The 25,269-nt window shown below is 36.8% G+C and carries 23 protein-coding genes, 2 pseudogenes and 1 riboswitch; of the genes and pseudogenes, 19 read left to right on the plus strand and 6 right to left on the minus strand.

All coding sequences use genetic code 11. The features are described from left to right. Positions 1–17: 17 nt before the first annotated feature. The 3 genes from ACYVQ1_RS05090 to ACYVQ1_RS05100 form a co-directional block, all read right to left on the minus strand. Positions 18–215 (minus strand): CsbD family protein, encoded by a 198-nt coding sequence (locus tag ACYVQ1_RS05090; protein WP_461250052.1) that lies wholly within the window; start codon positions 213–215, stop codon positions 18–20. Positions 216–281: 66 nt separating this feature from the next. Next, positions 282–914 (minus strand): DUF421 domain-containing protein, encoded by a 633-nt coding sequence (locus ACYVQ1_RS05095; RefSeq protein WP_461250053.1) that lies wholly within the window; start codon positions 912–914, stop codon positions 282–284. Then, positions 911–1,363 carry a DUF3290 family protein gene (locus ACYVQ1_RS05100; RefSeq protein ID WP_021145095.1) on the minus strand — a complete coding sequence of 151 codons (453 nt, stop codon included), beginning with the start codon at positions 1,361–1,363 and terminating at the stop codon, positions 911–913. Before ACYVQ1_RS05100 ends, ACYVQ1_RS05095 begins: the two co-directional genes overlap by 4 nt. 372 nt (positions 1,364–1,735) lie before the next feature. Here ACYVQ1_RS05100 and manA point away from each other — a divergent pair, with 372 nt between their 5' ends. From manA to msrB, 3 genes are all read left to right on the plus strand, one after another. Continuing rightward, positions 1,736–2,677 (plus strand): mannose-6-phosphate isomerase, class I, encoded by a 942-nt coding sequence (gene manA / locus ACYVQ1_RS05105; protein ID WP_461250054.1) that lies wholly within the window; start codon positions 1,736–1,738, stop codon positions 2,675–2,677. A 216-nt stretch (positions 2,678–2,893) separates the two neighbouring features. Then, positions 2,894–4,222 carry a branched-chain amino acid transport system II carrier protein gene (gene brnQ / locus ACYVQ1_RS05110; protein ID WP_461250055.1) on the plus strand — a complete coding sequence of 443 codons (1,329 nt, stop codon included), beginning with the start codon at positions 2,894–2,896 and terminating at the stop codon, positions 4,220–4,222. Positions 4,223–4,349: 127 nt separating this feature from the next. After that, positions 4,350–5,300, plus strand: coding sequence for a peptide-methionine (R)-S-oxide reductase MsrB (gene msrB, locus ACYVQ1_RS05115; protein WP_461250056.1), 951 nt, complete (start codon positions 4,350–4,352; stop codon positions 5,298–5,300). Positions 5,301–6,202: 902 nt separating this feature from the next. Here msrB and ACYVQ1_RS05120 read toward each other — a convergent pair. The 3 genes from ACYVQ1_RS05120 to ACYVQ1_RS05130 all read right to left on the minus strand — a co-directional run bounded on the left by ACYVQ1_RS05120 (position 6,203) and on the right by ACYVQ1_RS05130 (position 9,529). Then, a complete protein-coding gene (locus ACYVQ1_RS05120) occupies positions 6,203–7,552 on the minus strand; it encodes an MATE family efflux transporter (RefSeq protein ID WP_461250057.1) in 1,350 nt (449 codons plus the stop codon). Positions 7,553–7,679: 127 nt separating this feature from the next. Next, positions 7,680–8,948, minus strand: a complete 1,269-nt coding sequence (locus ACYVQ1_RS05125; protein WP_461250058.1) for a nucleobase:cation symporter-2 family protein — start codon at positions 8,946–8,948, stop codon at positions 7,680–7,682. Continuing rightward, a complete protein-coding gene (locus ACYVQ1_RS05130) occupies positions 8,948–9,529 on the minus strand; it encodes a xanthine phosphoribosyltransferase (RefSeq protein WP_461250059.1) in 582 nt (193 codons plus the stop codon). The genes ACYVQ1_RS05125 and ACYVQ1_RS05130 overlap by 1 nt, the downstream gene beginning before the upstream one ends. Positions 9,530–9,677: 148 nt before the next feature. Next, a riboswitch (purine riboswitch) is annotated at positions 9,678–9,773 on the minus strand. A 206-nt stretch (positions 9,774–9,979) separates the two neighbouring features. Here ACYVQ1_RS05130 and ACYVQ1_RS05135 point away from each other — a divergent pair. The 16 genes and pseudogenes from ACYVQ1_RS05135 to ACYVQ1_RS05210 form a co-directional block, all read left to right on the plus strand. Further along, the gene (locus ACYVQ1_RS05135) at positions 9,980–10,660 is read left to right on the plus strand and encodes a response regulator transcription factor (protein WP_461250060.1); all 681 of its coding nucleotides are present in this window, start codon (positions 9,980–9,982) and stop codon (positions 10,658–10,660) included. Beyond that, the gene (locus ACYVQ1_RS05140; protein WP_461250061.1) at positions 10,650–11,624 is read left to right on the plus strand and encodes a sensor histidine kinase; all 975 of its coding nucleotides are present in this window, start codon (positions 10,650–10,652) and stop codon (positions 11,622–11,624) included. The genes ACYVQ1_RS05135 and ACYVQ1_RS05140 overlap by 11 nt, the downstream gene beginning before the upstream one ends. Before the next feature lie 144 nt (positions 11,625–11,768). Then, positions 11,769–12,527: an ABC transporter ATP-binding protein gene (locus tag ACYVQ1_RS05145; RefSeq protein ID WP_002885325.1), complete on the plus strand. Its 759-nt coding sequence runs from the start codon at positions 11,769–11,771 to the stop codon at positions 12,525–12,527. A gap of 1 nt (position 12,528) precedes the next feature. Further along, the gene (locus ACYVQ1_RS05150) at positions 12,529–14,529 is read left to right on the plus strand and encodes an ABC transporter permease (protein WP_461250062.1); all 2,001 of its coding nucleotides are present in this window, start codon (positions 12,529–12,531) and stop codon (positions 14,527–14,529) included. An 84-nt stretch (positions 14,530–14,613) separates the two neighbouring features. After that, positions 14,614–15,108 (plus strand): YkgJ family cysteine cluster protein, encoded by a 495-nt coding sequence (locus ACYVQ1_RS05155; RefSeq protein ID WP_002885314.1) that lies wholly within the window; start codon positions 14,614–14,616, stop codon positions 15,106–15,108. A 12-nt stretch (positions 15,109–15,120) separates the two neighbouring features. Then, positions 15,121–15,786 (plus strand): hypothetical protein, encoded by a 666-nt coding sequence (locus tag ACYVQ1_RS05160; protein WP_049553606.1) that lies wholly within the window; start codon positions 15,121–15,123, stop codon positions 15,784–15,786. A gap of 136 nt (positions 15,787–15,922) precedes the next feature. Continuing rightward, positions 15,923–16,600 (plus strand): hypothetical protein, encoded by a 678-nt coding sequence (locus ACYVQ1_RS05165; RefSeq protein ID WP_461250063.1) that lies wholly within the window; start codon positions 15,923–15,925, stop codon positions 16,598–16,600. A gap of 70 nt (positions 16,601–16,670) precedes the next feature. Then, positions 16,671–16,871: pseudogene (locus ACYVQ1_RS05170) on the plus strand (ATP-binding cassette domain-containing protein); the annotation flags it as partial. Between the two features lie 74 nt (positions 16,872–16,945). Beyond that, positions 16,946–17,605: a DUF6572 domain-containing protein gene (locus ACYVQ1_RS05175; RefSeq protein WP_011681342.1), complete on the plus strand. Its 660-nt coding sequence runs from the start codon at positions 16,946–16,948 to the stop codon at positions 17,603–17,605. 139 nt (positions 17,606–17,744) lie between these two features. Further along, a complete protein-coding gene (locus tag ACYVQ1_RS05180; RefSeq protein WP_011681341.1) occupies positions 17,745–18,029 on the plus strand; it encodes a CYTH domain-containing protein in 285 nt (94 codons plus the stop codon). Further along, the gene (locus ACYVQ1_RS05185) at positions 18,029–18,433 is read left to right on the plus strand and encodes an NUDIX hydrolase (protein ID WP_070655990.1); all 405 of its coding nucleotides are present in this window, start codon (positions 18,029–18,031) and stop codon (positions 18,431–18,433) included. Before ACYVQ1_RS05180 ends, ACYVQ1_RS05185 begins: the two co-directional genes overlap by 1 nt. Before the next feature lie 128 nt (positions 18,434–18,561). Then, the gene (locus ACYVQ1_RS05190) at positions 18,562–19,437 is read left to right on the plus strand and encodes an Rgg/GadR/MutR family transcriptional regulator (RefSeq protein WP_011681339.1); all 876 of its coding nucleotides are present in this window, start codon (positions 18,562–18,564) and stop codon (positions 19,435–19,437) included. Positions 19,438–19,810: 373 nt separating this feature from the next. Beyond that, positions 19,811–22,144 (plus strand): ThiF family adenylyltransferase, encoded by a 2,334-nt coding sequence (locus tag ACYVQ1_RS05195; RefSeq protein WP_180477054.1) that lies wholly within the window; start codon positions 19,811–19,813, stop codon positions 22,142–22,144. After that, positions 22,122–23,351: an MFS transporter gene (locus ACYVQ1_RS05200; RefSeq protein ID WP_023909775.1), complete on the plus strand. Its 1,230-nt coding sequence runs from the start codon at positions 22,122–22,124 to the stop codon at positions 23,349–23,351. Before ACYVQ1_RS05195 ends, ACYVQ1_RS05200 begins: the two co-directional genes overlap by 23 nt. 650 nt (positions 23,352–24,001) lie before the next feature. Continuing rightward, the gene (locus ACYVQ1_RS05205; protein WP_461250064.1) at positions 24,002–24,442 is read left to right on the plus strand and encodes an ASCH domain-containing protein; all 441 of its coding nucleotides are present in this window, start codon (positions 24,002–24,004) and stop codon (positions 24,440–24,442) included. A gap of 94 nt (positions 24,443–24,536) precedes the next feature. Beyond that, positions 24,537–25,265: pseudogene (locus tag ACYVQ1_RS05210) on the plus strand (helicase-related protein); the annotation flags it as partial. Between the last annotated feature and the right edge of the window lie 4 nt (positions 25,266–25,269).

The following is a 25,269-nucleotide window of genomic DNA, read 5'->3' on the forward strand; positions in this document are numbered from 1 at the left end:
CTTCTGTTTATTTATTATTATTTTTTAGAAAAAGCATTTTTAAGGCCTTCAACAGCACCTTCAACGCCTTCTTTAACATCTTCGATACCGTCTTTTGCTTTTGCTACAACTTTTTCAACTGCACCTTCAATTTCAGTCTTTTTGTCGCCAGTAAGTTTACCAACACCCTCTTTAAGAGCACCTTTAGCTTGATTCAATTTATCTTCGATACCCATAATAGTACCTCCTTTTTATGATGACACCATTGTAGAAAATCTTAGTTCATAATGCAAGTGATTTGTTTAATAAGTAACGACATTAATGTTTCCTTTATCGTATTCAGCTATAAAGATATCCGAAACGTTTTCATGTCCTAATTTTTGAAGCTCTTCATTTAACCAATCTTCCGTTTTACCAATAGTATCAAGAATTTCTGTTTGAATGACCCCATCAGTAATGATTGGATATTTTGGATTTTCATCGCCAGAACGGACCACAATCAATTGGCCGTTCTGTTCAATAACTGCACGTTTAACCTCTTTGAGTTGAAAAATTCCTTGAGAACGTAATTTTAAAGCGACATCAGAAGCTGAAAGTCCTATAGAGCGACAAGCTTCAGGATCTAGTTGACCCTGTTTGATGATGACGGTTGGTTTACCGTCAATCAAATGTTTGATAAAGTGAATATTGGTGATGAGCCATTTAAGAAGTAAGATCAAAATAGTCCAAATAATCAGGATAACAATGTACTGAAGGATGGAAACGGTACTACTATAAATTGTACCACCGATGATTCCACCAAGAACAAAGTTCTGTACTTGGTCAGCAGCTGAGCTAGGTGCTAGGTTTCCTTTACCTGTTACGTTGATAACAAAGACGAGTGAAATAAGCCCCAAAGCTAGTTTAATTGCAACAGCAAGATAAAAAGATGTCATTTTTTAACCTCCACGAGTTCAACATCAGACTTGTAAAGTTTTATTTGTTCTAGCAAGTAGCTGTCAGGTTCTGAACCTGAGATGGCACGATAGTACTTGTTTCCAACTTTGAGAATAGCACCATCTGTAGTGGTAGAAGTATTAACATAAACCTTGCTCTTATCAACGTCGAGATTTTTAGAGACAACCTCGATAAAGTGAAGAGATGCTCTAAATTGGTTATCGTTTGATTGATTGCTTTGGAAATTACTGATAGCAATTAGAACCACGGCAACTAAGGTTAAAATAGAAATAATAGAGAGTTCACGAAACTTAGTATCATGGCGTTCTTTAAAGGCCTTAAAAGCAAATACGCCGGTCACTAAAATAAGTCCTGCAGTAATGGCAACCATAACCCAGTTTTGTTGGCTAATCTGACTTAGCACATAGTCGTAGGAATAGAATTTCATTGAGAAGATTTCCTTTCATAGTATCACTAACATTATAGATTAAAAAGTCTTTAAATTCAATTAATCTATCCGAAAAATGAAGGAATGAGTAGGATTCTTAAAGGAAATTTGCTATTGAAATGACTTGCAGCCATTAAGCCAAAATCTTATGATTTCTTTAAGGACTTTGTTGATATTTTCACAAATTATGCTTATAATTGAGGTAATCAACAATCAGAACTTGCCTAAATTTTTCGAGAATCAGAAGTCTGGTAACTTAAAGAGATTGGTTATTTTATGTAAGACTTCACTGTTAATCTCTAAGAGAGTCAACACCTTTTCTTGAATTCCAAAAAATGTTAAGGCCTCTCGTTCCTAGAAAAAGGAGTAATTATGTCTGAACCATTATTTTTACAATCTGTCATGCAGGAGAAGATTTGGGGTGGCACGCATTTGCGTGATGTCTTTGGCTACGACATTCCAAGTGACCATGTCGGAGAGTACTGGGCTATTTCTGCTCACCCAAATGGTGTTTCTACTATTAAGAATGGTCGTTATGCCGGTCAAACTTTAGATGTTCTTTATGCAGAGCACCGTGAATTGTTCGGCAATCGCAAGGAACCTGTCTTCCCACTTTTGACTAAGATTTTGGATGCCAATGATTGGCTCAGTGTGCAAGTCCATCCAGATGATGCTTATGGACTTGAACATGAAGGTGAGCTTGGTAAAACAGAGTGTTGGTATATCATTGCTGCTGAGCCAGGCGCTGAAATTATTTATGGCCACAATGCCAAATCAAAAGAAGAACTGCGTCAGCAAATTGAAAGTAAGGATTGGGAAAATCTTTTGACTAAGGTTCCAGTTAAAGCAGGTGATTTCTTCTATGTGCCAAGTGGTACCATGCATGCTATTGGTGCAGGTATCATGGTTCTTGAAACGCAACAATCTAGTGATACGACCTACCGTGTTTATGATTTTGATCGTAAAGATGATCAGGGTAACCTGCGTGAACTCCATCTTGAAAAATCTATCGATGTCCTTAATATCGGTGAGCCAGCCAACAGTCGACCAGTCACAACAAAAGTAGATGACCTCAAATCAACGCTCTTAGTAGCAAGTGATTTCTTCGCCGTTTATAAATGGGAAATCTCAGGTAAGGCTGATTTTGAAAAGACTGCTGATTACAGTTTGTTTAGTGTACTTGACGGTCAAGGAAGCCTTAAAGTAGATGGACAAGATTATGACATTGCAAAAGGCAGCCACTTTATTCTTCCTAGCGATGTTGAAACATGGCAAATTAAGGGAGAGCTTGAATTAATTGTCAGTCACCCATAATCAAAATATCAAACTAGACGAGATGAGAATCTTGTCTAGTTTTTTCGTACAAGGATACAGAAAATTTGCAATTTTAAAAACCTTTGTAAATAAGTTTCAATTGCTTGAACTTTCAAATTAACCATGTCATACTAGTTAAGTTGACTAAAAATATTAATAAACAAGCCCTTTCCTTTTGGGAGGTTATGTCTTGTTTGTTTTAGATTGGAGAAACTTATGTTAAAAAAGGGAAGCCTTACAGCTTTATTGTTGTTTGGTATGTTCTTTGGAGCGGGCAACCTAACCTTCCCCCCTCAGCTAGGCTTTGAATCTGGAGGTCATTTCTGGCCAGCCATTGCCGGTTTTGTCCTATCTGGTGTCGGAATTGCAATTCTAACACTTATTATTGGGACTCTAAATCCGAAGGGATATATTCACGAGATTTCTCAAAAAATCTCACCTAAGTTTGCCCTAGTCTATTTAGCAGTACTTTATCTGTCCATTGGTCCTTTCTTTGCCATTCCTAGAACGGCGGCCACCGCCTTTTCAATTGGCTTCTCGCCTTTGATTGGAAGTGGACATACTAGCCTTTGGCTCTTTGTCTTTACCGTAATCTACTTTGTTCTAGCACTTTGGATTGCCATGAATCCATCTAAAATTCTAGATAGTATTGGACGTATATTGACGCCTATCTTTGCCATCATGATTGTTATCGTTATCGTGGCAGGAGTATTTAAATATGGTGGTCACAATCCTCAGGATGCAAGTCAAGCCTATCAGGCTTCTGCTTTTGGTAAAGGATTCTTGGAAGGCTACAACACCTTGGATGCCTTGGCTTCTGTGGCCTTCAGTGTAGTAGCAGTAGTCACACTCAACCAATTAGGCTTCAAGTCTAAAAAAGAGTATATCTCAACGATTTGGGTCGTTGGTTTCGTAGTGACTATTCTCTTCGGTGCTCTGTATTTGGGATTAGCCTTTTTGGGGAATCATTTCCCACTCCAAGTGACGGGATTACCAAAAGATGCCAATATTGGTGCAAGTGTCTTGTCACAAGCTACACAAGCCATCTTTGGACCAGCAGCTCAGATTTTCCTAGCTATCATGGTGACAGTGACTTGCTTCACAACAACCGCAGGACTTATCGTTGCGACTGGGGAATTCTTCCATAAGGCATTTCCGAAAGTATCTTACAAGGCTTACGCCATTATCTTTACCTTGATTGGGTTTGCGATTGCCAACTTGGGACTTAACAATATCATTGCTTTCTCAGTGCCAGTGCTTTTGATTCTCTACCCAATCACGATTACGATTGTCATGATTGTAATTGCCAACAAGTTCGTGGCTCTGTCAAAACCTGGTATGCAAATGACAGTTGCCGTAGTCACGCTGATTGCCTTGCTTAGTGTAATTGGAAGCCAGTTTAAACTTGCGGGACTCAATGCCCTCATTAACTTCCTTCCATTATCAGGAGCATCACTGCCATGGTTGATACCAGCCATCTTGTTCATCCTCCTGTCTCTCGTTTTACCAGATAAAATCAAGAGCGAAAGCTTCGAAATGGAATAAAAATCCCATCCTATCACAATGTGATGGGATTTTTTGTGTCTCCAAGTCACTATAAGTGCGAAATCTTCTCAAAAGCGTTACACTTAAGGCGTGGAAATGCAAGTATCTATTGAAGGGAGTGTTAAAAATGTCAAATCTAAATAATCATATAATCTATCTTGCTGGTGGTTGTTTCTGGGGTGTTGAGGAGTATTTCTCTCGTGTGTCAGGTGTGCTTGATGCGGTTTCGGGTTATGCTAATGGGCGTAGTGAGACGACTCGCTATGAGCTCATCGGTCAGACGGGTCATGCTGAGACTGTTCAGGTGACTTATGATGCCAGCCAAGTGTCATTGCGAGAGATTTTGCTACATTTCTTCCGTATTATCAATCCCCTTAGTAAAAATAAGCAAGGCAATGATATGGGAACTCAGTACCGTACGGGTGTTTACTATACCGATGAAAATGACTTGCCAATTATCGAGCAAGTTTTCCAAGAAATGACTGAGCAATACGGTCAGCCTTTGGCAGTTGAATTGTTGCCTCTGAAGCACTTTATTCCTGCCGAGGATTACCATCAAGATTATCTCAAGAAGAATCCTAATGGCTATTGCCATATTAATGTTAATCAAGCCGTTAATCCTATTATTGATTCAAGTACTTATCACAAGCCAAGTCAGGAGGAGCTTAAGGGAAGTTTGAGTTCAGAAGCCTATGCTGTGACCCAGGAAAATGGAACGGAACGGGCCTTTACAAGTCCGCTTTGGAATCATTTTGAACCAGGGATTTATGTTGATGTAGTGACTGGTGAACCTCTCTTTTCATCCAAGGATAAGTTTGATTCAGCCTGTGGCTGGCCAAGTTTCTCTCGCCCTATTAGTCCTGAGGTAGCCAACTACAAGGAAGATCATTCTCACAATATGGAACGTATCGAGGTCCGTAGTCGTGCGGGGGACTCCCATTTAGGGCATGTCTTTCCAGATGGTCCAAGCGATAAGGGTGGTCTACGCTATTGTATCAATGGTGCCGCAACACGATTTGTGCCTAAAGCCGATATGGCAAAAGAAGGCTATGCCTACTTACTTGACCAAGTGGAATGATTAGTCACTCGCTTTAAGAAATCTTTTTAGTAGAATCATGTCATAAATAAAGAGGTTGGTGCCCCACGTTACCAGTCTCTTTTGCCTGTAAAAGAATTTATTGAAAGCCCTTTAAAGCTAACATAACATGTTACCTAACCGTTCAGGACAAAAAAGTGACCTTTCATTACATTTTTTTACAATTTTATCGAATTTGTTTTACGTATCAAACCAAAAAAGTAGTAGACTATAGTAGTGAGAAATCTGACAAGTGTAAATGTGTCCTTCTCCTTGGCTTTTGCTGGTTTTGGCGTCTGCTGGTTTTGGCGTCTGTAAACATTATTGTACTTTACATAATAATGAGTCTTCCCAACCTCCCAATATGATTTTATATGTCTTAACTTACCAAAACAAGACTAGCAAGAGAATACTAAGATATTTCCTTAAGAAGTAATGACAGCGCTTGTTAGATTTTGTGATAACATTCAGATAGTCCTAAGGACTATGTTATTGTGCTAAACCTTTTTGACGGAGATTATTATGGAATGGATGAATAAACTAATCATATTAATAGCCATTTGTGTCTTGTGGTTCTGGTCTTTTCTTTTACTTCCTAAAACAGGGGAGAAAGTAGTTTATGTTTATCATTTCCTAGCTCTATGTGGTTTAGTCATGATTTATGTTGCCCTAGTTGATCCAGCTGGTCTCTGTGATACTTTTTTCAATATTAAACATCTATGTTTTCATTAATGAATCCAGTTTGGTAATAGGTCAGGAAAATCTGAATTTAATTAATCACTCATCAAAAGAAGCTTTCTGTGTATTGATAACAGTTTATCTGTTTTCAATATGCAGGAGTTTTTTTCTGCATTATCGAGATTTGGACATAGAAAAAGCAGTCGGAAAAGACTGCTTCAGGTGTGTTACTGTTGTGATTCGTATCGTTTGACGATTTTATTTAAGCGCCATTGGTAACAAAGACCACTGACGATAAGACTGGCAATCAGGCCAATCCAGTAACTATATGGACCCAGTCCAGCAACTTTTTCAAGAAGGTAACCAACAGGGAAGGTCATGCCCCAGTATGACAAGACACCGAGATAGAAAGGGACCTTGGTGTCCTTATAGCCACGCAGAATTCCTTGAAGTGGAGCTGCAAAGACATCCGCCACTTGAAAGAAGAGGCTATAGGTCATGAAAACGGCCGTCATTCTCAAAAACTCAGGTTCATGTCCATAGAGTTCAGCTAAATCATAGCGCAAGAAATAGAGAAAGAACAAGGTAAAACCAGCAAAACCTAAGGCAGTTAGACGTCCTAGCTTGCTATAGCTCTTGACCGCATCCATGCGTTTAGCTCCAAATTCGTAAGAAATAATGATAGCCATTGCACTGGAAACACTGAGAGGAAAGGCATACATGAGGTTTGAGAAATTCATGGCTGCTTGATGACTGGCAATGACTAGGGATGGATACTTGGCCATAACTAGACCAACACCTGAAAAGATGGCAACCTCCGCAAAGACCGTACCACCAATGGGGAAACCTAGTTTCAGTGCGTCAAGCAGAGCCCTTTTATCAAGAGGTTGAATCTTTTCGATGTGGTATGGTTTAACCTTCTTATGCTTTCTGATAACTGCGATGGAAATAAGGAGTAGGACCCAGTAAGCCAATGAAGTTCCAAGACCAGCTCCGGCTCCTCCCAGCTCTGGTAGACCAGCGATGCCATAGATGAGGAGGAAATTGAAGAAACCATTTAGTGGTAGAAGCAAAAGCATGAGGTACATGGAAAGGCGCGTGAGTCCAAGCGCATCAAGGAAGGAGCGAACCACGCTAAAGAGCAGAAGGGGAATAATCCCAAGGCTCAAAAAGCGTAGGTAACCAAGGGCCACCTTTCTAACCACAGGTTCCAAACCTAAGTGGCCCAGAACTAAGGGTGCCCCCAGAAAAGCGAGGGCAAAGAGGATCAGTGATAGACCTAAAGCCATATAGAGAAATTGGTAAAAATCTGGAGCCACTCGGTCCTTGCGACCTGCCCCTAGATGGTGTCCGATAATAGGAACCAAGGCAGAGACGATACCTGTTAAAAAGGTGAAAAAAGGACTCCATAAACTCGTTGCCATGGCTACCCCCGCCAAGTGTAGGGTATCGTATTGACCAGTCATGGTAGTGTCCACAAAGGCTGCCGAGAAGTTGGCAAACTGATAAATCAGTATGGGCACAAAAATCTTGAAGAAAACAAGGAATCGCTCACGGAGAGAATATGTTTCGTGCATTCTGTTTTCCTTTCTAAATTAATTTTTCAAACATTTATATTTTCATTGTACTATAGATATGACTTGGATTCAATCTGTTTTATTGCATGACAAAACACCTAAGTCAAGTGACTCAGGTGTTCTTGTGTTATTTTTCTTTTTTGTTATGGTTCAAAATGGCATTGAGGACGATGGCAAGCAAGCTTGCAACGACGATACCGTTTGAGAAGAACATTTGGAAAGCATTTGGTAGGCTGTTGAAGAGGTTGCTGCCGTTAAGACCAACCCCTGCAGCGATTGATACCGCAGCAATCAAGAAGTTGTGCTCGTTGTTGGCGAAATCAACACGTGCCAAGATTTGCATCCCTTGGATAGAAACAAAACCGAACATAACAAGCATAGCGCCACCAAGGACTGGGCTTGGGATGATTTGAGCCAAGGCACCAAACTTAGGAAGGAGTCCAAGAAGAACAAGGAAACCAGCTGCATAGTAGATTGGCAAGCGAGTCTTAATACCTGACAACTTCACAAGACCAACGTTTTGAGAGAAACCGGTGTATGGGAAGGTGTTGAAGAGTCCACCAAGGAGAACAGCCAAACCTTCAGCGCGGTAACCGTTACGAAGGCGAGCGCTATCGAGTGGTTCTTTGGTAATATCAGAGAGGGCCAAGTAAACTCCAGTTGATTCAACCATAGACACTGTAGCGATAATACACATCATGATGATTGATGACAACTCAAACTTAGGCATTCCGAAGTAGAATGGTGTTGGCACGTGGACAATAGGTGCCGCAGCCACTGGTGAGAAGTCAACCAAGCCCATGCTTGCTGCGATAGCAGTACCGACAATCAAACCAATCAAGATTGAGATAGATTTGATAAATCCTTTAGTGAAAATATTAATCAAAAGGATGATGAGAATGGTGATAGCTGCAAGGAAGAGGCTTTGACCAGTAGGCTTATCAGCATTATTTCCCATATTTCCGATAGCAACAGGGATGAGGGTCAAACCAATAGTAGTGATGACAGATCCCGTAACGATAGAAGGGAAGAGATTGGCCACTTTTGAAAAGACGCCAGAAACGAGGATAACATAAATCCCTGAAACGATAAGGGCACCAAACATAGCACCACTACCGTGTTTCTCACCAATCATAATAAGTGGTGCTACTGACTGGAAGGCAACCCCAAGAACAACTGGAAGACCGATACCGAAGTATTTATTAAGTTGAAGTTGGAGGAAGGTTGCTACACCACACATGAAAATGTCGGTGGAAATCAAGTAGGTTAATTCATGAGCTGAATACCCCAAAGCACCAGCAATCATGATTGGCACCAGGATTGATCCCGAGTACATGGCAAGAAGGTGTTGCAGTCCTAGGACCGCCGCCTGCGAGTGTTTCTCTTTGTTTTGCATTAGATGTCTGCCTCCTTAAATACAACCTGACCATTTTTAAAACGATCCAAACGAGCAAGTGAAACCACTGGGTAGCCGGCTTCTTCCAAAAGAGCACGACCATCTTGGAAGGATTTCTCGATAACGATTCCGACAGCTTCGACGTGTGCGCCAGCTTCTTCGATGATTTGAATCAAGCCTTTGGCAGCTTGGCCGTTAGCTAGGAAGTCATCAACGATGAGAACCTTATCTTCTGGAGTGAGGAACTTGCTTGCGATAGAGACAGTACTAGTCACCTGCTTAGTGAAGGAGTAGACCTCAGCAGTGAGGATTCCTTCATTCATGGTGATATTTTTAGCCTTCTTAGCAAAGATCATAGGGACATCCAAAGCCTCAGCAGCATAGAGGGCTGGAGCAATACCAGATGCCTCGATAGTCACCACCTTGGTGATGCCTGCATCCTTGAACTTTTCAGCAAAGACCTTTCCAATCTCACGCATGAGATCAAAGTCCACTTGGTGAGTAAGGAAAGAGTCAACTTTGAGGATGTTCTCCCCAAGGACATTCCCATCTTTGAGAATGCGGTCTTCCAGTAATTTCATATTACCTCCTATAAAAAAATAAAACTAAAGTATATTTTGATTTTCTCAGATTCCATTGAGAATCTGGCAAAGATCAAACCAATCGAATAACAGAAAAAGGCCTGCCAAGCAAGCCTTTAAAATCATAAAAAGACGGTAAAATCTTTTGATGACTTTATGACTTACTTATTGTTAGGTGTTACGGCACCTTGTAGAAACGTCACGCCAATTCGTGACATAAATAAGTAATGTTCTCATTATTCGATGAAGCTGTCGTTGGTTGGTGATAAACCAACATCAACTCTATTATAATACTATATTTTCTTTGAAGACTCAAAGGATTTTTCCTATGAAAACGCACTATTTTAAAAATTGGAAAATTCAATCTAACATTATTGTAAGATTTGCTGAGAATGGTCGTTTCTTGGGGTATTTATTGTTATAATAGTGGGAAATGAAAGAGGTTGAGTTATGCATAAGATTTTATTAGTGGAGGACGACGAGGTTATCCGTCAACAAGTCAAAAAAATACTAGAACAATGGGGTTACGAAGTTGTTATTGTTGAAGATTTTATGGAAGTATTATCTATTTTTGTAAAAGAAGAACCCCACTTGGTTCTTATGGATATTGGTTTACCTCTATTTAACGGTTATCACTGGTGTCAGGAAATTCGGAAGGTCTCCAAGGTGCCTATTATGTTCTTGTCTTCCAGAGATCAGGCCATGGATATCGTTATGGCAATCAATATGGGTGGGGACGACTTTGTGACTAAACCCTTTGACCAAAATGTTCTCTTGGCAAAAATTCAAGGGCTTTTGCGCCGATCTTATGAGTTTGGAAAGGATCAGAGTCTTTTGGAATATATGGGTGTGATTCTGAACCTTAAGGCCATGGATCTGGTTTATCAGGGAGAAGTCGTTTCTTTGACCAAGAACGAGTTTCAGATTTTACAAGTTCTCTTCGACCATGCTGGAAATATCGTTAGTCGGGAAGACCTCATGAAGGAGCTATGGAACAGTGACTTCTTTATTGATGATAATACACTCTCTGTCAATGTGGCACGTTTACGTAAGAAGTTAGAGGCGGTCGGTTTGAAGGATTTTATAGAAACCAAGAAAGGTGTCGGCTACGGGTTGCGTCATGATGGGTAAGCGTCAATTTATCAAATACCATATTAGGTCTCGTCTGCCTTTCTATTTATTGTTTATCTTTAACGGAATTATCTTGCTTTTGTTTGCCTTTTTATTTGAAGAGGTGGCAGATATTCTTCATTATGCCTTGACCTTACTGACATTTGTGGCTATCATCATAGTTATTTGGGACTTGGTTAGCTCTTATCAGTCTTATAAGTTAGCTTATCTTTATGAGAAAATGACACCATCAAGTCCTTTAGAGTTTTATCTAGCTCAGGCCTTGGAAAATGCTAAGGAGAGTCAAATGGTTCAGACTGAGGAGGAGCGCAAGCGCTATACAGATTTGATGGACTACTATACCCTTTGGGTGCATCAAATCAAAACGCCAATAGCAGCCAGTCAATTATTGTTAGGGGATGTTACAGATAGTAAAACGAGGGCTCTCTTGGAGCAAGAGGTCTTCAAGATTGATGCCTACACCAATCTGGTCTTGCAGTATTTACGTTTGGAAAACTTTCATGATGATTTGCAATTGAAACAGGTTGAATTAGAAAACTTGGTTAAAGAAGTTATTCGAAAGCATAGTCTTTTCTTTATTCAAAAAGGATTAACTATTAATCTACACGACTTGGATGTTGAGGTCGTTACAGATGAAAAATGGCTCTTGGTTATCGTAGAGCAGGTCTTGTCAAACAGTTTGAAGTACACAAAGACTGGCGGTATTGACATTTACTTCAAAGATAATAGGCTTTATCTTAAAGATTCTGGGATTGGTATCAAGGATAGTGATATTTTACGTGTCTTTGAGCGTGGTTTTTCAGGTTACAATGGCCGATTGACTCAGCAGTCGTCTGGGTTAGGTCTCTATCTTTCAAAGAAAATTGCTGATCAGCTTGGACATGATATTAGTATTAGCTCTCAAGTAGGTCAAGGAACCACAGTTTCCATTCATTTTCAAAAGCAGAAGTTGGCTATTGATTAATAACTTACAAAAGTGTAAGAAATAAGGCTAGAAATGAAAGCAAGGGTTATGGTTGAGACCTTGCTTTTTCTATAAAATGGTATCAGAAGTTAAGTAAGAGGTTCCTAAAATCTCTTCCAAATCTATTAAATAAAGGAGCTTATTATGACATTACTAGATGTTCAACATGTTAAAAAAATCTATAAAACACGTTTCAAAGGAAATCAGGTTGAAGCCCTTAAAGATATCCATTTTACGGTTGATAAAGGTGACTACGTTGCAATCATGGGTGAGTCCGGGTCAGGAAAATCAACCTTGCTTAATATCCTTGCCATGCTTGATAAACCAACAGCAGGGCGTGTCTATCTGAATGGTATGGACACAGCAACCATCAAAAACAAGGATGCTTCCAGCTTCCGTCGTGAAAGATTAGGGTTTGTTTTCCAAGATTTCAATCTTTTAGATACCCTATCAGTTAAAGATAATATCCTGCTACCTTTGGTTCTTTCTCGTCGTCCACTTAAGCAAATGATGACACAAGTAGATGCAATCAGTCGTCAACTGGGAATTCATTCCTTACTGGAGAAGTATCCTTATGAAATTTCAGGTGGCCAAAAGCAAAGGGTTGCAGTTGCGCGTGCAATCATTACTAAACCAGAAATCCTTTTAGCAGATGAGCCAACAGGTGCCTTGGATTCCAAATCTTCAGCGGCGCTCTTGGATGTCTTTGATGCTATTAATGCTAGCGGTCAGACCATTCTCATGGTAACTCACTCGACAGCGGCCGCCAGTCGAGCGAAGCGTGTTTTGTTTATCAAGGATGGTATTCTTTATAATCAAATCTTCAAAGGGGATAAGTCTGAACATCAAATGTTCCAAGAAATTTCCGATACACTAACTGCAATGGCAAGTGAGGTGAACTAATATGTTTCGTCTAACCAATAGACTGGCTTTGTCCAATCTCATAAAAAATCGTAAGCTTTATTATCCTTTTGCTTTGGCAACTATTCTGGCTATTGCCATTACCTATATTTTTACATCTTTAACGCTTAATCCGCATCTGGATAACTTAACTGGGGCAGATGCTATCAAGATGGTTCTGGGGATGGGACTTGGAATTGTCGCCCTATCCTCAGGAATCATTGTTCTTTATGCCAACAGCTTTGTCATGAAAAACCGTTCAAAGGAGCTTGGTCTCTATAGTGTGTTAGGTTTAGAGAAGCCTCACCTCTTTAGTATGATGTTAAAAGAAACGGTGATTTTAGGTTTTGTGACTCTGCTTCTAGGTATAGGTGTAGGAGCGCTATTCGATAAACTCATCTATGCTTTTCTTCAAAGGCTTATCGGTGAAAGTAATGGTTTAGTTTCAACCTTTCAGGTAATGACAATTCCTATTGTTCTTGTCATCTTTGCTTGTATTTTTAGTTTGTTGGTTTTGGTAAATGGTTTCCGATTGCTACGGCTTAATCCTTTACAATTAACTAAAGATGGCCTTAAGGGTGAAAAAAAGGGACGTTTCCTAGTTATTCAGACCTTTTTGGGGCTTGGGGCTATGGGGTATGGTTACTACCTTGCTCTCTCTGTTAAGGATCCAGTAACGGCTATTATGAGTTTTTTCTTGGCTGTTTTACTAGTTATTCTAGGAACTTATCTTCTCTTTAATGCCGGCACAACAGTAGTTCTGCAACTCTTGAAAAAGAAGAAAAGCTACTATTACAAGCCCAATAATATGATTTCCATTTCCAACCTTGTCTTTCGGATGAAGAAAAATGCAGTTGGGCTGGCGACCATTGCCATCCTCTCAAGTATGGTTTTGGTGACGCTTGTAGGGGCTGCAAGTATCTATGCTGGGAAAAAAGACTATTTGGTGAGTGCTGCTCCACATGATTACTCGGTTACAGGGACTAATGTGGATTTAACAAACACACAGAAGGTTATGAGTGATTTCTTAGCACAGTCGGGAAATCAGGTAAATAGAAAAGTGGAAGTAAATTACCTCTACTTTGGTATCAAAGAACAAGAAAAAAACAAGTTAACCATCTTTTCTGAGAATGAAAGAAAGGTTCTGCCAAAATCAATTTTTCTTGTCTTCTCACAAGCAACTTATAAACAATTAACAGGTAAAAACCTAAATTTGGCTTCAAACCAAGTTGGCTTATTTACTAAAAATAAAACATTAAAGGGTCAAAAGAGTTTGTCTGTAAACGGTCAAACCTACCAGATTCAGGATGCTCTTAATGACTTTATTAAAGGTAAAGTACCCAATATCTTTACAATTATAGTTTCTGATTATAACTACCTTGTCGTTCCTGATATGGGTGATTTTCAAGAAAGTATCGAAGGAACAGCAACCACTCAAGCTACCTATATTGGTGTTAACGTTAAAGACCCTTCACATGATGCCAAGAAAAATTCAGATTTGCTGGATCAAATGACGGATAAAGTAACACAACAGTTAGCTGGACAAACTACAGGTGTCCCTGAGTCTTACCTCACTGCAAATAGCCGATATGATACAGAAGGGATGCTAAATGGCTTTGTTGGTGGAACCTTCTTTATCGGTATCTTCCTATCCATCATCTTCATGCTTGGAACAGTTCTCGTGATTTACTATAAACAGATTTCTGAAGGTTATGAGGATCGTGAGCGTTTTGTTATTCTTCAAAAGATTGGGTTGGATGATCAACAAGTCAAGAAAACCATTCGTAAACAAGTTCTTACCGTCTTCTTCCTTCCTTTGATTTTTGCCATTACTCACTTGGCCTTTGCCTATCATATGATCAGTTTGATTGTGCGTATTATTGGAGTTTTCAACCCAAGTCTTATGTTAGTGGTCACTATCATTGTTTGTGGTGTTTTCTTCCTAGCTTATATCTTGGTTTTCGTCCTAACGTCGCGTTCTTATCGTAGAATCGTATCAATGTAACTTACATAGAGTCTAGTTCAAGCTAGGCTCTATTTCTTTTATGCTATAATAGATGACAGAATTATAAATTATCGGAGAAAACACATGTCACAGACTATTGATGTCAAACGTTATGAGGAATTGGCACGTCAAAAGCAAGGGGAGCACCGAAAGTTTCTAGCACAACTCAAGAAGAAGGCTCCTAAAAATTTAGATAAGATTGTTCAGCAGGTACACAATGAAGTCTTTCAAGAAATTGATTGTACCCAGTGTGCTAATTGTTGTAAGACGCTTGGTCCCGACTTCACAGAGCAGGACATTACTCGCATTGCCAAGCATTTTCGCATGAAATTACCTGCCTTCGAGGAGATGTACCTGCAGGTAGATGAGGATGGCGACAAGGTCTTCAAGTCTATGCCTTGTCCCTTCTTAGGGCCTGATAATCTCTGTGATATTTATGATGTCCGTCCTAAGGCTTGTGCAGCCTTTCCTCACACGGATCGTAAGAAAATCTATCAGATCAATCATCTGACTATCAAAAATACGCTTTTCTGTCCAGCAGCCTACCTTTTTGTGGAAAAACTCAAGGACAGGATTTAGGGAGGACTTGTTATGAAACGCTTTAATTCAGGTGTTATTACCTTACTTATCATTGCTGCCTATTTTATCGCAACAGCTTTTATTCCAGATTTGTATTTGGCTTTTAATTATAAGTTGATTTTAGCCTTGCTTTTTGTGCTTTTGAGCTGGCAATCTAAGGGGAAATTTCTCTTTTTCTTGGGGATGGCTTTTCTATCGACCTATATCCATGACCTCTTTAGATTGGACTATTCGGAATGGACACTCTTTGTAGGAATTCTTATCTTGGGGATTGCAGTGGACCGTTTGAGCAAGCCAAGTTATAAGAAAAAATTCTCTTACAAGGTGTCTAAAGAACATGAGAGAGAAATTTTTGCTAAGACTCTTTTTTCAGAGTCTGTGCAAGTGGTGACTTCTCAAAACCTCGAAACTGTCTATGCCAATGCTGATTTCGGGCGTTTGACCTTGGATTTGCGTCAGGCTCAGTTTATGACGGACCGACCTCAGATTGTGGTTCAGGCAAATTTTTCTCAGGTTATCATTCGAGTGCCCAAGGATTGGCAAGTGGATACACACGGGCTTCATACAAGCCTAGCAGGAGTGAAAGGCTACGATAGTCTAGGAGAGCGAGAGTTATCAAGCACTACAGTTTCTCTAACAGGCTCAGTATCCTTTGGACAAGTAACTGTCAAACATTGAAAATGATGAAAGAGCGAAAGCTCTTTTTTCTTGCAAATCCTTTTAATATAACATTGAATACGTTTACAAATAGTGCTATACTGATAGTGAAAATAATTGGAAAATTGCAATCATTTCTTTAGAAAGGAGTTTTCTTATGGAACGATTTAATCTTCGGTCCTTCTTGTTGCTTTTACTAGCAGCTTGTTTTATCGCTAGTGCCTTTATTCCAGATTTTTGGATCATGGTCAACTATAATCTGGTCTTCTTCGTGGCCTTCTTTTGTTTTGGTATCTTGAATAGGCGACCTCTCCTTATTTTTCTTGGTTTGGCCTTCTTATCACCCTATGTCCATGACTTGTTAAACCTCGATTTTGCACAGTGGAATCTCTTTAGCGGTATCTTTCTAATAGGTTTAGCTTTAGAGTTGCTATATGGCCGTAGTCAAAAGAAAGGTCTCACTAAAGACTATAAGGTCAATAAGAACGACCAAGAAGGACCACATATTTCTGTTAAGACATATATGGCTGAGGATAGGTATCGCATCTATTCTCAAGAAGTCGAAACGGTTGATATGAATATGGCTTTCGGTGAGCTGTGGCTGGATTTGAGTCAAGCCAGCTTTGCATCAAGTCAGGTAGCAGTTCATCTTGATGCTAAGTTTGGTGAAGTTCATATTCGACTTCCTCATGGTTGTGTCATGGACACCACTGGAATCTCACATCCCCTATCATCTGTAAAGGTGGATCGTTTTGAATCTGATTTAGAGCAAGTTGAAACGAAACTTCATCTGAGCGGAAGTCTCCTCTGTACGGAGTTGGAAGTGGAGTATTAAGGGAGTCCAATGATATCAGCTCTTTTGTCAATTAGCATGGTTCCTATACAAAAGAAAGGAAATCACAGGTATGAGTGAAACGGTTATTCAAGTCACATCCCTTGGAAAACGCATCAAGGGAAAGACCATTTTAGAGGATATTAGTTTTGAGATTAACCAGGGGGATTGTGTCGCCTTGATTGGACCTAATGGGGCGGGTAAGACTGTCTTGATGTCCTGTATTCTTGGCGATAAAAAACACAGTAGTGGGCAAGTCCTCATCGAAGGCAAGTGGAATTCTGTCAATATTTTGGACACATTTTGGGAGAATTCTAAGATATTTGGTAGAAGACAAAGGATATAAGAATGGAATCAATTTATGTAAGTCAAAAAGACATGTTGGAAATCTGTCAAGATGGGGATAAGTATTTCTTGCGTTATCCAACTTTTAATATTACCTGCCCAGAAGTGATTAGAGAAATTCCCAAAGAAGCTGCTGACAGCTATATGTCGGGAGAACATACTGGTAAAGAGTTGATGAATTATGCGCAATATGGTTTTTGGAAATCTAAAAAAGAGTATACACAAGATGAATCCGATAAGCTCTTCATCGAAGATCATCCTTCCTTTATTTTGAAAAATCCTGAAAATAGCCGTTGTCTTTTTACAGCAGAGGAATTTAGACAAATTGTCACCCAAGCCATCTCTTCAGAACTTAAGCCAACTGAACTTGACGCTATTGGTACAGTTGATAATCATTTGGAGCTTCTTCTGGTGGATTCAGTCGACTGGGAGGAAGAAATAGAAGCCGTCCATCTTGAAATTCTGCAAGAAAAAATTAACAATTATATTCACTTCCTCGAAAGCAAGCAGTATGTGGAGCGATATGGCGATAGCTTTGACAAAAAAGTCATCCATATTACATTCCAGTACTCTCCGTCTGATAATGGTTTAGCTTTTTTAGCTGCTGTTCAGAAGGTATTGCAACCAACGGATATGAGTTTGAAGCTAGAATTGCCGGAGTGATAAAGAGAGCGAAAGACGCTTTCTTTTTAAAATAAAACAGAGTGGGAATTCTATGTATGTTTCAAGTATCGAAATGTCAAAAAAATAAATTTTCTTCCTATGCACATAAAAAATAGCTTTCTAATCAAACAATTTGATAATGTTCCAAAAAAAATATAATGGCTTATTATTTGAGAAAATTGGATTATTAGTTACAGAACGGTATTCAATAATTATAAAAGGGATTATCATTTATTTGGATAAAAATTATTATAACGGACAAATTGACTATGAAATTGAAATAGAGTTTACAACAAATACTCTACCATATGCTATAGATGTAATAGACACTTTACAATTAAAAGATAAAAAGTCTAATTATGGAAAGAAAAAACGATTATTAAGAAGTATCAATTACAGAACAAGAGAAAGGAAAGAAAATTAATGGAAAATAAATTAATAGCACATAGTTTGATAATGTTTAAAAATAAATATCTTGTAATAAAACGTAGTGATATTAAACGAGGAGAAAAAAATTATTATCCCTCTTATTGGGATATTCCAGGTGGGAGTGTAGAAGATGGGGAGCTTCCTAGACAAGCTGCAATCAGAGAGTGTCAAGAGGAAGTTGGCCTAGTTATTTCATTAGAAAACATTATTCATGAAGATAGTAATATAGATAATAATAAGATATTTACAAGACTTGTCTATAGTGCCAACTTACTTCAAAATGAAAATATCAATATTAAATTAGATCCAGAAGAACATGTGGAGTATAAGTGGATAAAAAATTTAGCTGATTTAGACGGGGAAAGTATAGTACCATACTTATATGATATTATGAAATAGTCATTTAGAAACGAAAAAAATTGAAAGTAATTAAAGCAATGAATAAATGGTATGATCACTAATAATAGACTTTTTAGGAATGATAATAATATTTTGTGAGATGGAGTTTGCTAAGGAGGAATAATGACATGGATTCTAATGAATTATTAAAATTAGGTGAATTCTATAAAGAGTTGAGAATTGCTAGAAAAGTTAAACAAAAGGATGTTGCAAAAAATAAATTATCAGTTTCTCAATTATCAAAATTTGAATCTGGCCAAACTATGCTTTCTGCTGATAAGATGTTAGAAGTAATTGAAGGTATTAATTTAACATTTTCAGAATTTGGATTTGCTCTTAGAGATTATAAACCTACTCAACATCAGTTACTTATGAATAAAATTTCGAAGCTATCAGCAGAAAACGATAAACAATCATTGCTTAAGCTACTTGACAAATACAAAGAAAGTCAATTGTTATATGATAAATTAAATACTTTGGTGATAAAAAATGCTATTCATCTAATTGATAGAGATTTCACTTTATCTCTAGATGATAGCAAATTTTTATCGAATTATTTATTTGATATTGAAGATTGGACTGCTTATGAAATCCATCTTTTTGGGAATACTATGCCTTTCCTATCTGACACAGATTTGTTATTTTTAGGAAAAGAACTGGTATCACGCTCAGAAATTTATAGTCCCTTGTTAGATTTTAGAAAGGCTTTAAAGTATACATATTTAAATTTAATTTCTGAGTTAGTAGAACGGAGATTAACAACTCATTTCAACTTTTTTGTCAATCAGTTAAGAATGATTCTTGATGTATTTGATACGTTTGAAATAATTTTATTAAATTTTTTAGTCCTAGTATACTCCTACTTAATAGAAAATAGTGTTAATCTTGAAGAAGTTGAGCAATATATTTTAAAAGTTTCTGAAATAGAACAATTAGGTCTCTCTAAGATATTAGAACAGAGACTATCCCAATATCTAAGAACTAACCAAAAGGGGGAAAGATAATAATATCTATTACCACAACAGTTTGTATAAAGAGAAAAATGGCTATTACTTTTTTCATGCTGTATCCTCCTAATCAATAGTTTGACTGTTATACTAACATAAAATTTATCAATTCAGCAAAATTGAAGATATGAAATAAATTTATTAAAAAATTTCATATCTTCAATTTTTTAATTTTGTGACATAAATAAGTTATAATTGGGATATCATAACGAAAGGAGAACAGGCATATGTTTATCGAAGATATCGAAGTAGAAGAACAAGTATGTAATGGCGGTTGCTTTATTGCTTGTTAATCTAAGAACAAGAAAAAGTGGTATATAGCTATTACCACTTTTTCTTAATTTTTGCATATGTGTTCAGTAGATTTAAAATGAAATATATACTAAAATCCGGAAGAGGTTTTGTCAAGAGAGAAAAAGATATAATTATGTATCCTGCATGTAAAGGGGGAGAGAAAGTGATTCATTCTCCTTGTATAAAAGAACTGTGGGAGGAAATGAAATATTTAGATAAAAATTTTTCATATAATAACATTGATATATATAACCTTCTGAAAGAAAATTCTCTTGTTTTTGAAATTAATGAAGATGAATGGGATGATTATCAACGATTATCTAGGAATATACAATTTTTATCATTACATAACGATATTGAACCTAATTTACAGTATAAATCTATAATTGATAAGAAAATATTAATAATTGGTCTTGGAACTGTCGGGGCACCTCTTGTTTATGAATTAGATAAATTTGGTTTTAAAAATATTGTAGTTATTGATGGCGATAGTGTTGAATTAAAAAATATTACTGCACAACTAGGGTATTCTATATCTGATGTTGGACAATTAAAAACTAAGACACTTCGAGAAAAAATCAGTAGTATAAAAGAAACGATCGATGATTATCTTTCGGTTGATAATATTGAAAAGAATCTGTATGATATAAAACCAGATATTATATTTTGTTGTGCTGATGATTCAACTGGTAATTTAATAAAATTATTAATCTCTAAAATGTCTAAATATAATTATACTCTGTTTTTGACAGGATATTCTCAAGAAGAATTAATTGTATATCATATGACTAAAGAGAATCAACAAGTCTTTTTGAATTATTTTAATGAACAACCTTATCTCTTGAAAACACAGTTTATATCCCATAATACAGGAACGATAGCAAAAGGGCTCATGAGTGCATCTTTAGCCTTTAATACCCTCATTAAAAGTTTTTATCTTAAAGTTGATGACATATTATTTTTTAATTTTAGATTGAACACTATCTATACTCAAAATTTGAGATATTTAAATCTTAATGAATTTGAAAAAAGATATATATTTAGGAATATAGAACAAGAAATATTGAAGATAGAGTTTATTTTACAGCATACAACAGATTTCGATAAAGAAGAAATAATAAAAAAAGTCTTCGAGTTTAATTACTATACATATCTGACTTTCTGTACAGATATTACTAATCAAAATTATAAATATCTCAATAACCATCTAGATTTTCTTTTTAATAGAATTTATGGAGATTCTATTGAAGACCACTTTAGATCGGAAATTTTGCAACTAGAAACATTAAAGGCTGATTACTATAAGAAAAATGGGATTCCAATTGTAAATTACTCTAAGTTTAGACGTAATATCCCTATATTCGATGATATTTTATTGGATTATAAAAATTTTGTCTTCTCTCCTAAATTCAAAGATGTATATAACAGTCTCTTAAATAAGAGAAAAAAATTTATAGAAAATATATCACGGCAATTAAAAACACGATATGGCTTCGACTTTATTGAGTTGATTTCTAAAAATCTTAGAGTTTCTATTAATACTAAGAATCTTGATAAATATGATTTTTTGGAATTTGAATTTTTAGAATCGGAAAAGATAGTAGCTACTGATGCTTTCGAGATGATTTTAAGAGCTATAGACGATAAAGAATTTTTCAATTTTGTTGAAAATTATCGTAACAATGGATTTATCGATTGTGAAAAAAGAGCAGGTAAAACTCATAAGAATTTTACTCTCTATAACCCATATACAAAGACATCGAAAATAATAATGACATATCAAGAAAATTTTATGGGGGTAATGAGATTATCCCATGAGCTGATGCATGCATATTCTTATGATCTGTTTAAGGAACGATTACATTTAAATGAATTATATAAAATTCCTAAAAGCTTTTGGGAAATTTTTGCAAAATTAGGTGAGTTATTTGTTGCCGATAGTCAGGAAAAATTATCTGTATTTTTTAGAAAATCTTTTTACCAATATGTATTTTGTCAAATTGATTATAATGTTTTGAATTTAAGTAAAAATTCTTCTATAGAGGATATTTTGAAGATTAAGTCAGAGTTTTTTAACTCAATTGGTTTACTTCCAGAATTACTAGAATACACACAGTACAACTTCATTGACTATAGCATGCTGTATTCAAAGCATTTTTATGCTTATGATGCAGTGTTTTCAGATATTATTGCTTTAGGTATTTATAAATATTCTAAAAAACTTAATTATTCATTTGGAGAAATAATTTCTATTATAGCGTCCATTTCAACATTTACTATTGACTCAATAAAAAACGAATTTAATATAGAAATTGAGAGTTTAATAGAATCCTATGTATCTGAAATAAATAATTTTTTAAATAATTATTTTTTGGAGGAAATGAAAGATGAATATTTTAAGGGAAAATAAATCTTTTAGAGCTTTAGCTATATCTGCATTTTTTAATAAATTGGGTTCATCTATGTATAATCTAGTTTTTGTATCTTTTGCTGCTACTATGCCTAATAACAAATTAGCTGTAGGTATTGCTAATATTATTGTCTTAATTCCTGTATTTTTTACATTATATATAGGAATAAAGGCTGATGAGACAAAATTAAAAAGGAGGTGGTTGATTTTACTGGGATTCGTTCAATCTATTTTGTTCATATTAGTTGGATTATTGACTCAGACTACAACTTGGTTGGCATTTTCTATAATATGTTTAATTAATATAGTCTCAGATATTATTAGTGACTATAGAGGTGGGCTAGAGCTCCCTATTTTTCAACATACAGTTAAACAAGAAAATCTAATAGAAGCACATTCTGTAAATCAATTTATTTCATATGTTTGTAATTTTTCTGGTCAAGCCTTAGGCGTATATGTGTTGACAATTTCAAATGATAATTTTGGCCTTGTCGCAGTTTTTAATGCTTTATCGTTCTTTGCATCGTCATTTATACTAATTAAATACAAAAAGTTTTTATTGCATACTAATGTGGAGATATATCAAAAATCATTTGTTTTAAAAATTAAAGAAACTTATTTAGGTTTAAAAGAAGTTTTTCAAAAGTCTGAAAAGACAAATTTCACATTAATGTTACTATCTATTTTACTTATTAATGCTTTAGGTAGTGGTTTTTCAGCTATATATAATATATCTTTTTTAAAAGTACCTCTTTTTGGATTAACATTTAGTCAGTCAGTATTTATATTACAGATTATAATGATACTTTTTAGTATTATAGGAACCATAAGTCCTCATGATTATTTTTCAAAATTACGTCTCATTTCAATAATATTTTTAGATTCAATTATCATTTTTGCTATATCTCTGAATAATAGTCTTGGTGGGCCCCAAGTTTTATCTATGTTTGGACTAGCGTTTTTATTTTACTTGAGCGGTAAAATTAATCCCAAAATAAATAGTCTCTTGATGTCTTCACTTCCTAGCGAGCTTTTAGCAAGAAGTGGTGCATTGTTATCTTTGCTTTTCATGTTGGCTATGCCAATTGGAAATATCATTTTTACTATTTTTAGTTTGTTTGCTATTCAATCAGCTTGGCTTTTATACTCAATCTGCGCTTTTATAGTTTTATTATTAACACTTAAATTGACCAATGAGAAAGAATAGATTTACTCCTTACCATTTTGATATTTGGGCTCCATTTCCAAGTAGTAGATATTACCAGAAGATTGGACTGCCTTTGCTCTAGCTGTTGCACTTATTCTTGCAATTTATCATGTTAAAATCTCCCATCATGATTGAAGGATGAAAGATTCGACTTGCGGCCGACATTATTTGTGGTAGAAAGCAGATTGCCGATTTTCATAACAATGATTATGAAAAGTGGAGAAAAGATTATGAGCTTGTTCGTTCTAATTTAAACCTTCATTTTTTGTAGCCTAAACACAAGGCGCCAACGATTAATACTTATCGCTACACTAAATATTTAGATAGGATTGATTATCTACTTTTTGTCTTAAAATGTTATTTTAGAGGACAAGAGCCCCCCCCCCCCCCCCGATGATAGCTGCCTATCAAGGTGAAGAGACAGCGGTTTGGTTAAGACTGTTTAATAGAGATTTCAATTACTTTATTGATAAGATGAAGTTACAAGCTTTTGTTAATGACAACTATGATGTTTTAGATATCAGTACAGGTCAAACTGAAATTATACAGGATTTCGTTTCTAGAAAAGAGATTTCAGAGACACTAAATTATTACATGGAAATTATGTTAAAGTTAAATTGTAAAGGCAAATTTAGCTGAAAGGAGCACTCATGACACCGCAAGAAATGTGGAATCAATACAAGAAAATCAACCCCTCTATCGGAGATGAAATAGATGCCTGGGCTTTTGGAGTGGAAGCTGATCTCTTGGCAGACTTGGTTTTAAAAGGTGAAAAGACGGCAACTGCTTCAGCTTACGATCTTTACGCTCTAGCGGATGAAGCCCTTCCACAAGAAGGGACCTTTGATATCATTTTAGATAGCCAAGATCAGGCTGTCTGCATTGTCGAAATAACAAAGGTTTCTGTTCAGCCTTTTCATCAAGTGTCAGCTGACCATGCCTTCAAGGAAGGGGAAGGTGACAAATCCTTAGCCTATTGGCGTCAGGTTCATGAGGACTGTTTCGACGAGTGGCTGAGAGAGGCAGGAATGACTTTTACACCTAACAGCAAGGTTGTTTTAGAAGAATTTCTCAAGGTTTATCCATTATAGAACATGAGAGTGGGACAGAAATCGGTAATTCGTAAGAATTCGATTTCGTCGTCCCACCTCCGCCAGAGTACGATATTGAGATGCTCCGTGAGATGGGCTTTTGGATCCAGAAGTTGAAGTCCGTCCAACTATGGGACAGATTGATGACCTTTTGGGTGAAATCAATGCCCGTGTTGAAAAGAATGAACGCACCTTTATTACAACCTTGACCAAGAAAATGGCTGAAGACTTGACCGACTATTTCAAAGAAATGGGAATCAAGGTCAAATATATGCACTCGGATATCAAGACTTTAGAGCGAACAGAGATTATCCGTGACCTGCGTTTAGGAGTCTTTGATGTCTTGGTTGGGATTAACCTCCTTCGTGAAGGAATTGACGTTCCAGAAGTTAGTCTAGTTGCTATTCTCGATGCCGATAAAGAAGGCTTCCTTCGTAATGAGCGTGGACTCATTCAGACCATTGGTCGTGCTGCCCGTAATAGCGAGTGACATGTCATCATGTATGCGGACACTATGACCCAGTCTATGCAACGTGCCATCGATGAAACAGCTCGCCGTCGTAAAATCCAGATGGCTTATAATGAAGAACATGGTATTGTACCTCAGACAATCAAGAAAGAAATCCGTGACCTAATCTCTGTAACCAAGGTAGTTGCTAAGGAAGAGGACAAAGATGTCGACATCAATAGCCTCAACAAACAAGAACGCAAAGAACTCGTCAAAAAACTCGAAAAACAAATGCAAGAAGCCGTCGAAGTGCTTGACTTTGAACTAGCAGCTCAGATCCGTGATATGATGCTGGAAGTCAAGGCTTTGGATTAAATAT

The sequence above is a fragment of the Streptococcus parasalivarius genome (genome assembly GCF_054785155.1).

Coding starts and splice junctions, on each gene's coding strand:
- manA (WP_461250054.1), top strand. CDS start 1,736: ATGTCTGAACCATTATTTTTACAATCTGTCATGCAGGAGAAGATTTGG.
- ACYVQ1_RS05145 (WP_002885325.1), top strand. CDS start 11,769: ATGACATTACTAGATGTTCAACATGTTAAAAAAATCTATAAAACACGT.
- ACYVQ1_RS05100 (WP_021145095.1), bottom strand. CDS start 1,363: ATGAAATTCTATTCCTACGACTATGTGCTAAGTCAGATTAGCCAACAA.
- ACYVQ1_RS05185 (WP_070655990.1), top strand. CDS start 18,029: ATGGAAAATAAATTAATAGCACATAGTTTGATAATGTTTAAAAATAAA.
- ACYVQ1_RS05165 (WP_461250063.1), top strand. CDS start 15,923: ATGGAACGATTTAATCTTCGGTCCTTCTTGTTGCTTTTACTAGCAGCT.
- ACYVQ1_RS05205 (WP_461250064.1), top strand. CDS start 24,002: ATGACACCGCAAGAAATGTGGAATCAATACAAGAAAATCAACCCCTCT.
- ACYVQ1_RS05160 (WP_049553606.1), top strand. CDS start 15,121: ATGAAACGCTTTAATTCAGGTGTTATTACCTTACTTATCATTGCTGCC.
- ACYVQ1_RS05200 (WP_023909775.1), top strand. CDS start 22,122: ATGAATATTTTAAGGGAAAATAAATCTTTTAGAGCTTTAGCTATATCT.
- ACYVQ1_RS05155 (WP_002885314.1), top strand. CDS start 14,614: ATGTCACAGACTATTGATGTCAAACGTTATGAGGAATTGGCACGTCAA.
- brnQ (WP_461250055.1), top strand. CDS start 2,894: ATGTTAAAAAAGGGAAGCCTTACAGCTTTATTGTTGTTTGGTATGTTC.
- ACYVQ1_RS05095 (WP_461250053.1), bottom strand. CDS start 914: ATGACATCTTTTTATCTTGCTGTTGCAATTAAACTAGCTTTGGGGCTT.
- ACYVQ1_RS05175 (WP_011681342.1), top strand. CDS start 16,946: ATGGAATCAATTTATGTAAGTCAAAAAGACATGTTGGAAATCTGTCAA.
- msrB (WP_461250056.1), top strand. CDS start 4,350: ATGTCAAATCTAAATAATCATATAATCTATCTTGCTGGTGGTTGTTTC.
- ACYVQ1_RS05195 (WP_180477054.1), top strand. CDS start 19,811: ATGAAATATATACTAAAATCCGGAAGAGGTTTTGTCAAGAGAGAAAAA.
- ACYVQ1_RS05090 (WP_461250052.1), bottom strand. CDS start 215: ATGGGTATCGAAGATAAATTGAATCAAGCTAAAGGTGCTCTTAAAGAG.
- ACYVQ1_RS05120 (WP_461250057.1), bottom strand. CDS start 7,552: ATGCACGAAACATATTCTCTCCGTGAGCGATTCCTTGTTTTCTTCAAG.
- ACYVQ1_RS05135 (WP_461250060.1), top strand. CDS start 9,980: ATGCATAAGATTTTATTAGTGGAGGACGACGAGGTTATCCGTCAACAA.
- ACYVQ1_RS05125 (WP_461250058.1), bottom strand. CDS start 8,948: ATGCAAAACAAAGAGAAACACTCGCAGGCGGCGGTCCTAGGACTGCAA.
- ACYVQ1_RS05130 (WP_461250059.1), bottom strand. CDS start 9,529: ATGAAATTACTGGAAGACCGCATTCTCAAAGATGGGAATGTCCTTGGG.
- ACYVQ1_RS05190 (WP_011681339.1), top strand. CDS start 18,562: ATGGATTCTAATGAATTATTAAAATTAGGTGAATTCTATAAAGAGTTG.
- ACYVQ1_RS05180 (WP_011681341.1), top strand. CDS start 17,745: ATGTTCCAAAAAAAATATAATGGCTTATTATTTGAGAAAATTGGATTA.
- ACYVQ1_RS05150 (WP_461250062.1), top strand. CDS start 12,529: ATGTTTCGTCTAACCAATAGACTGGCTTTGTCCAATCTCATAAAAAAT.
- ACYVQ1_RS05140 (WP_461250061.1), top strand. CDS start 10,650: ATGATGGGTAAGCGTCAATTTATCAAATACCATATTAGGTCTCGTCTG.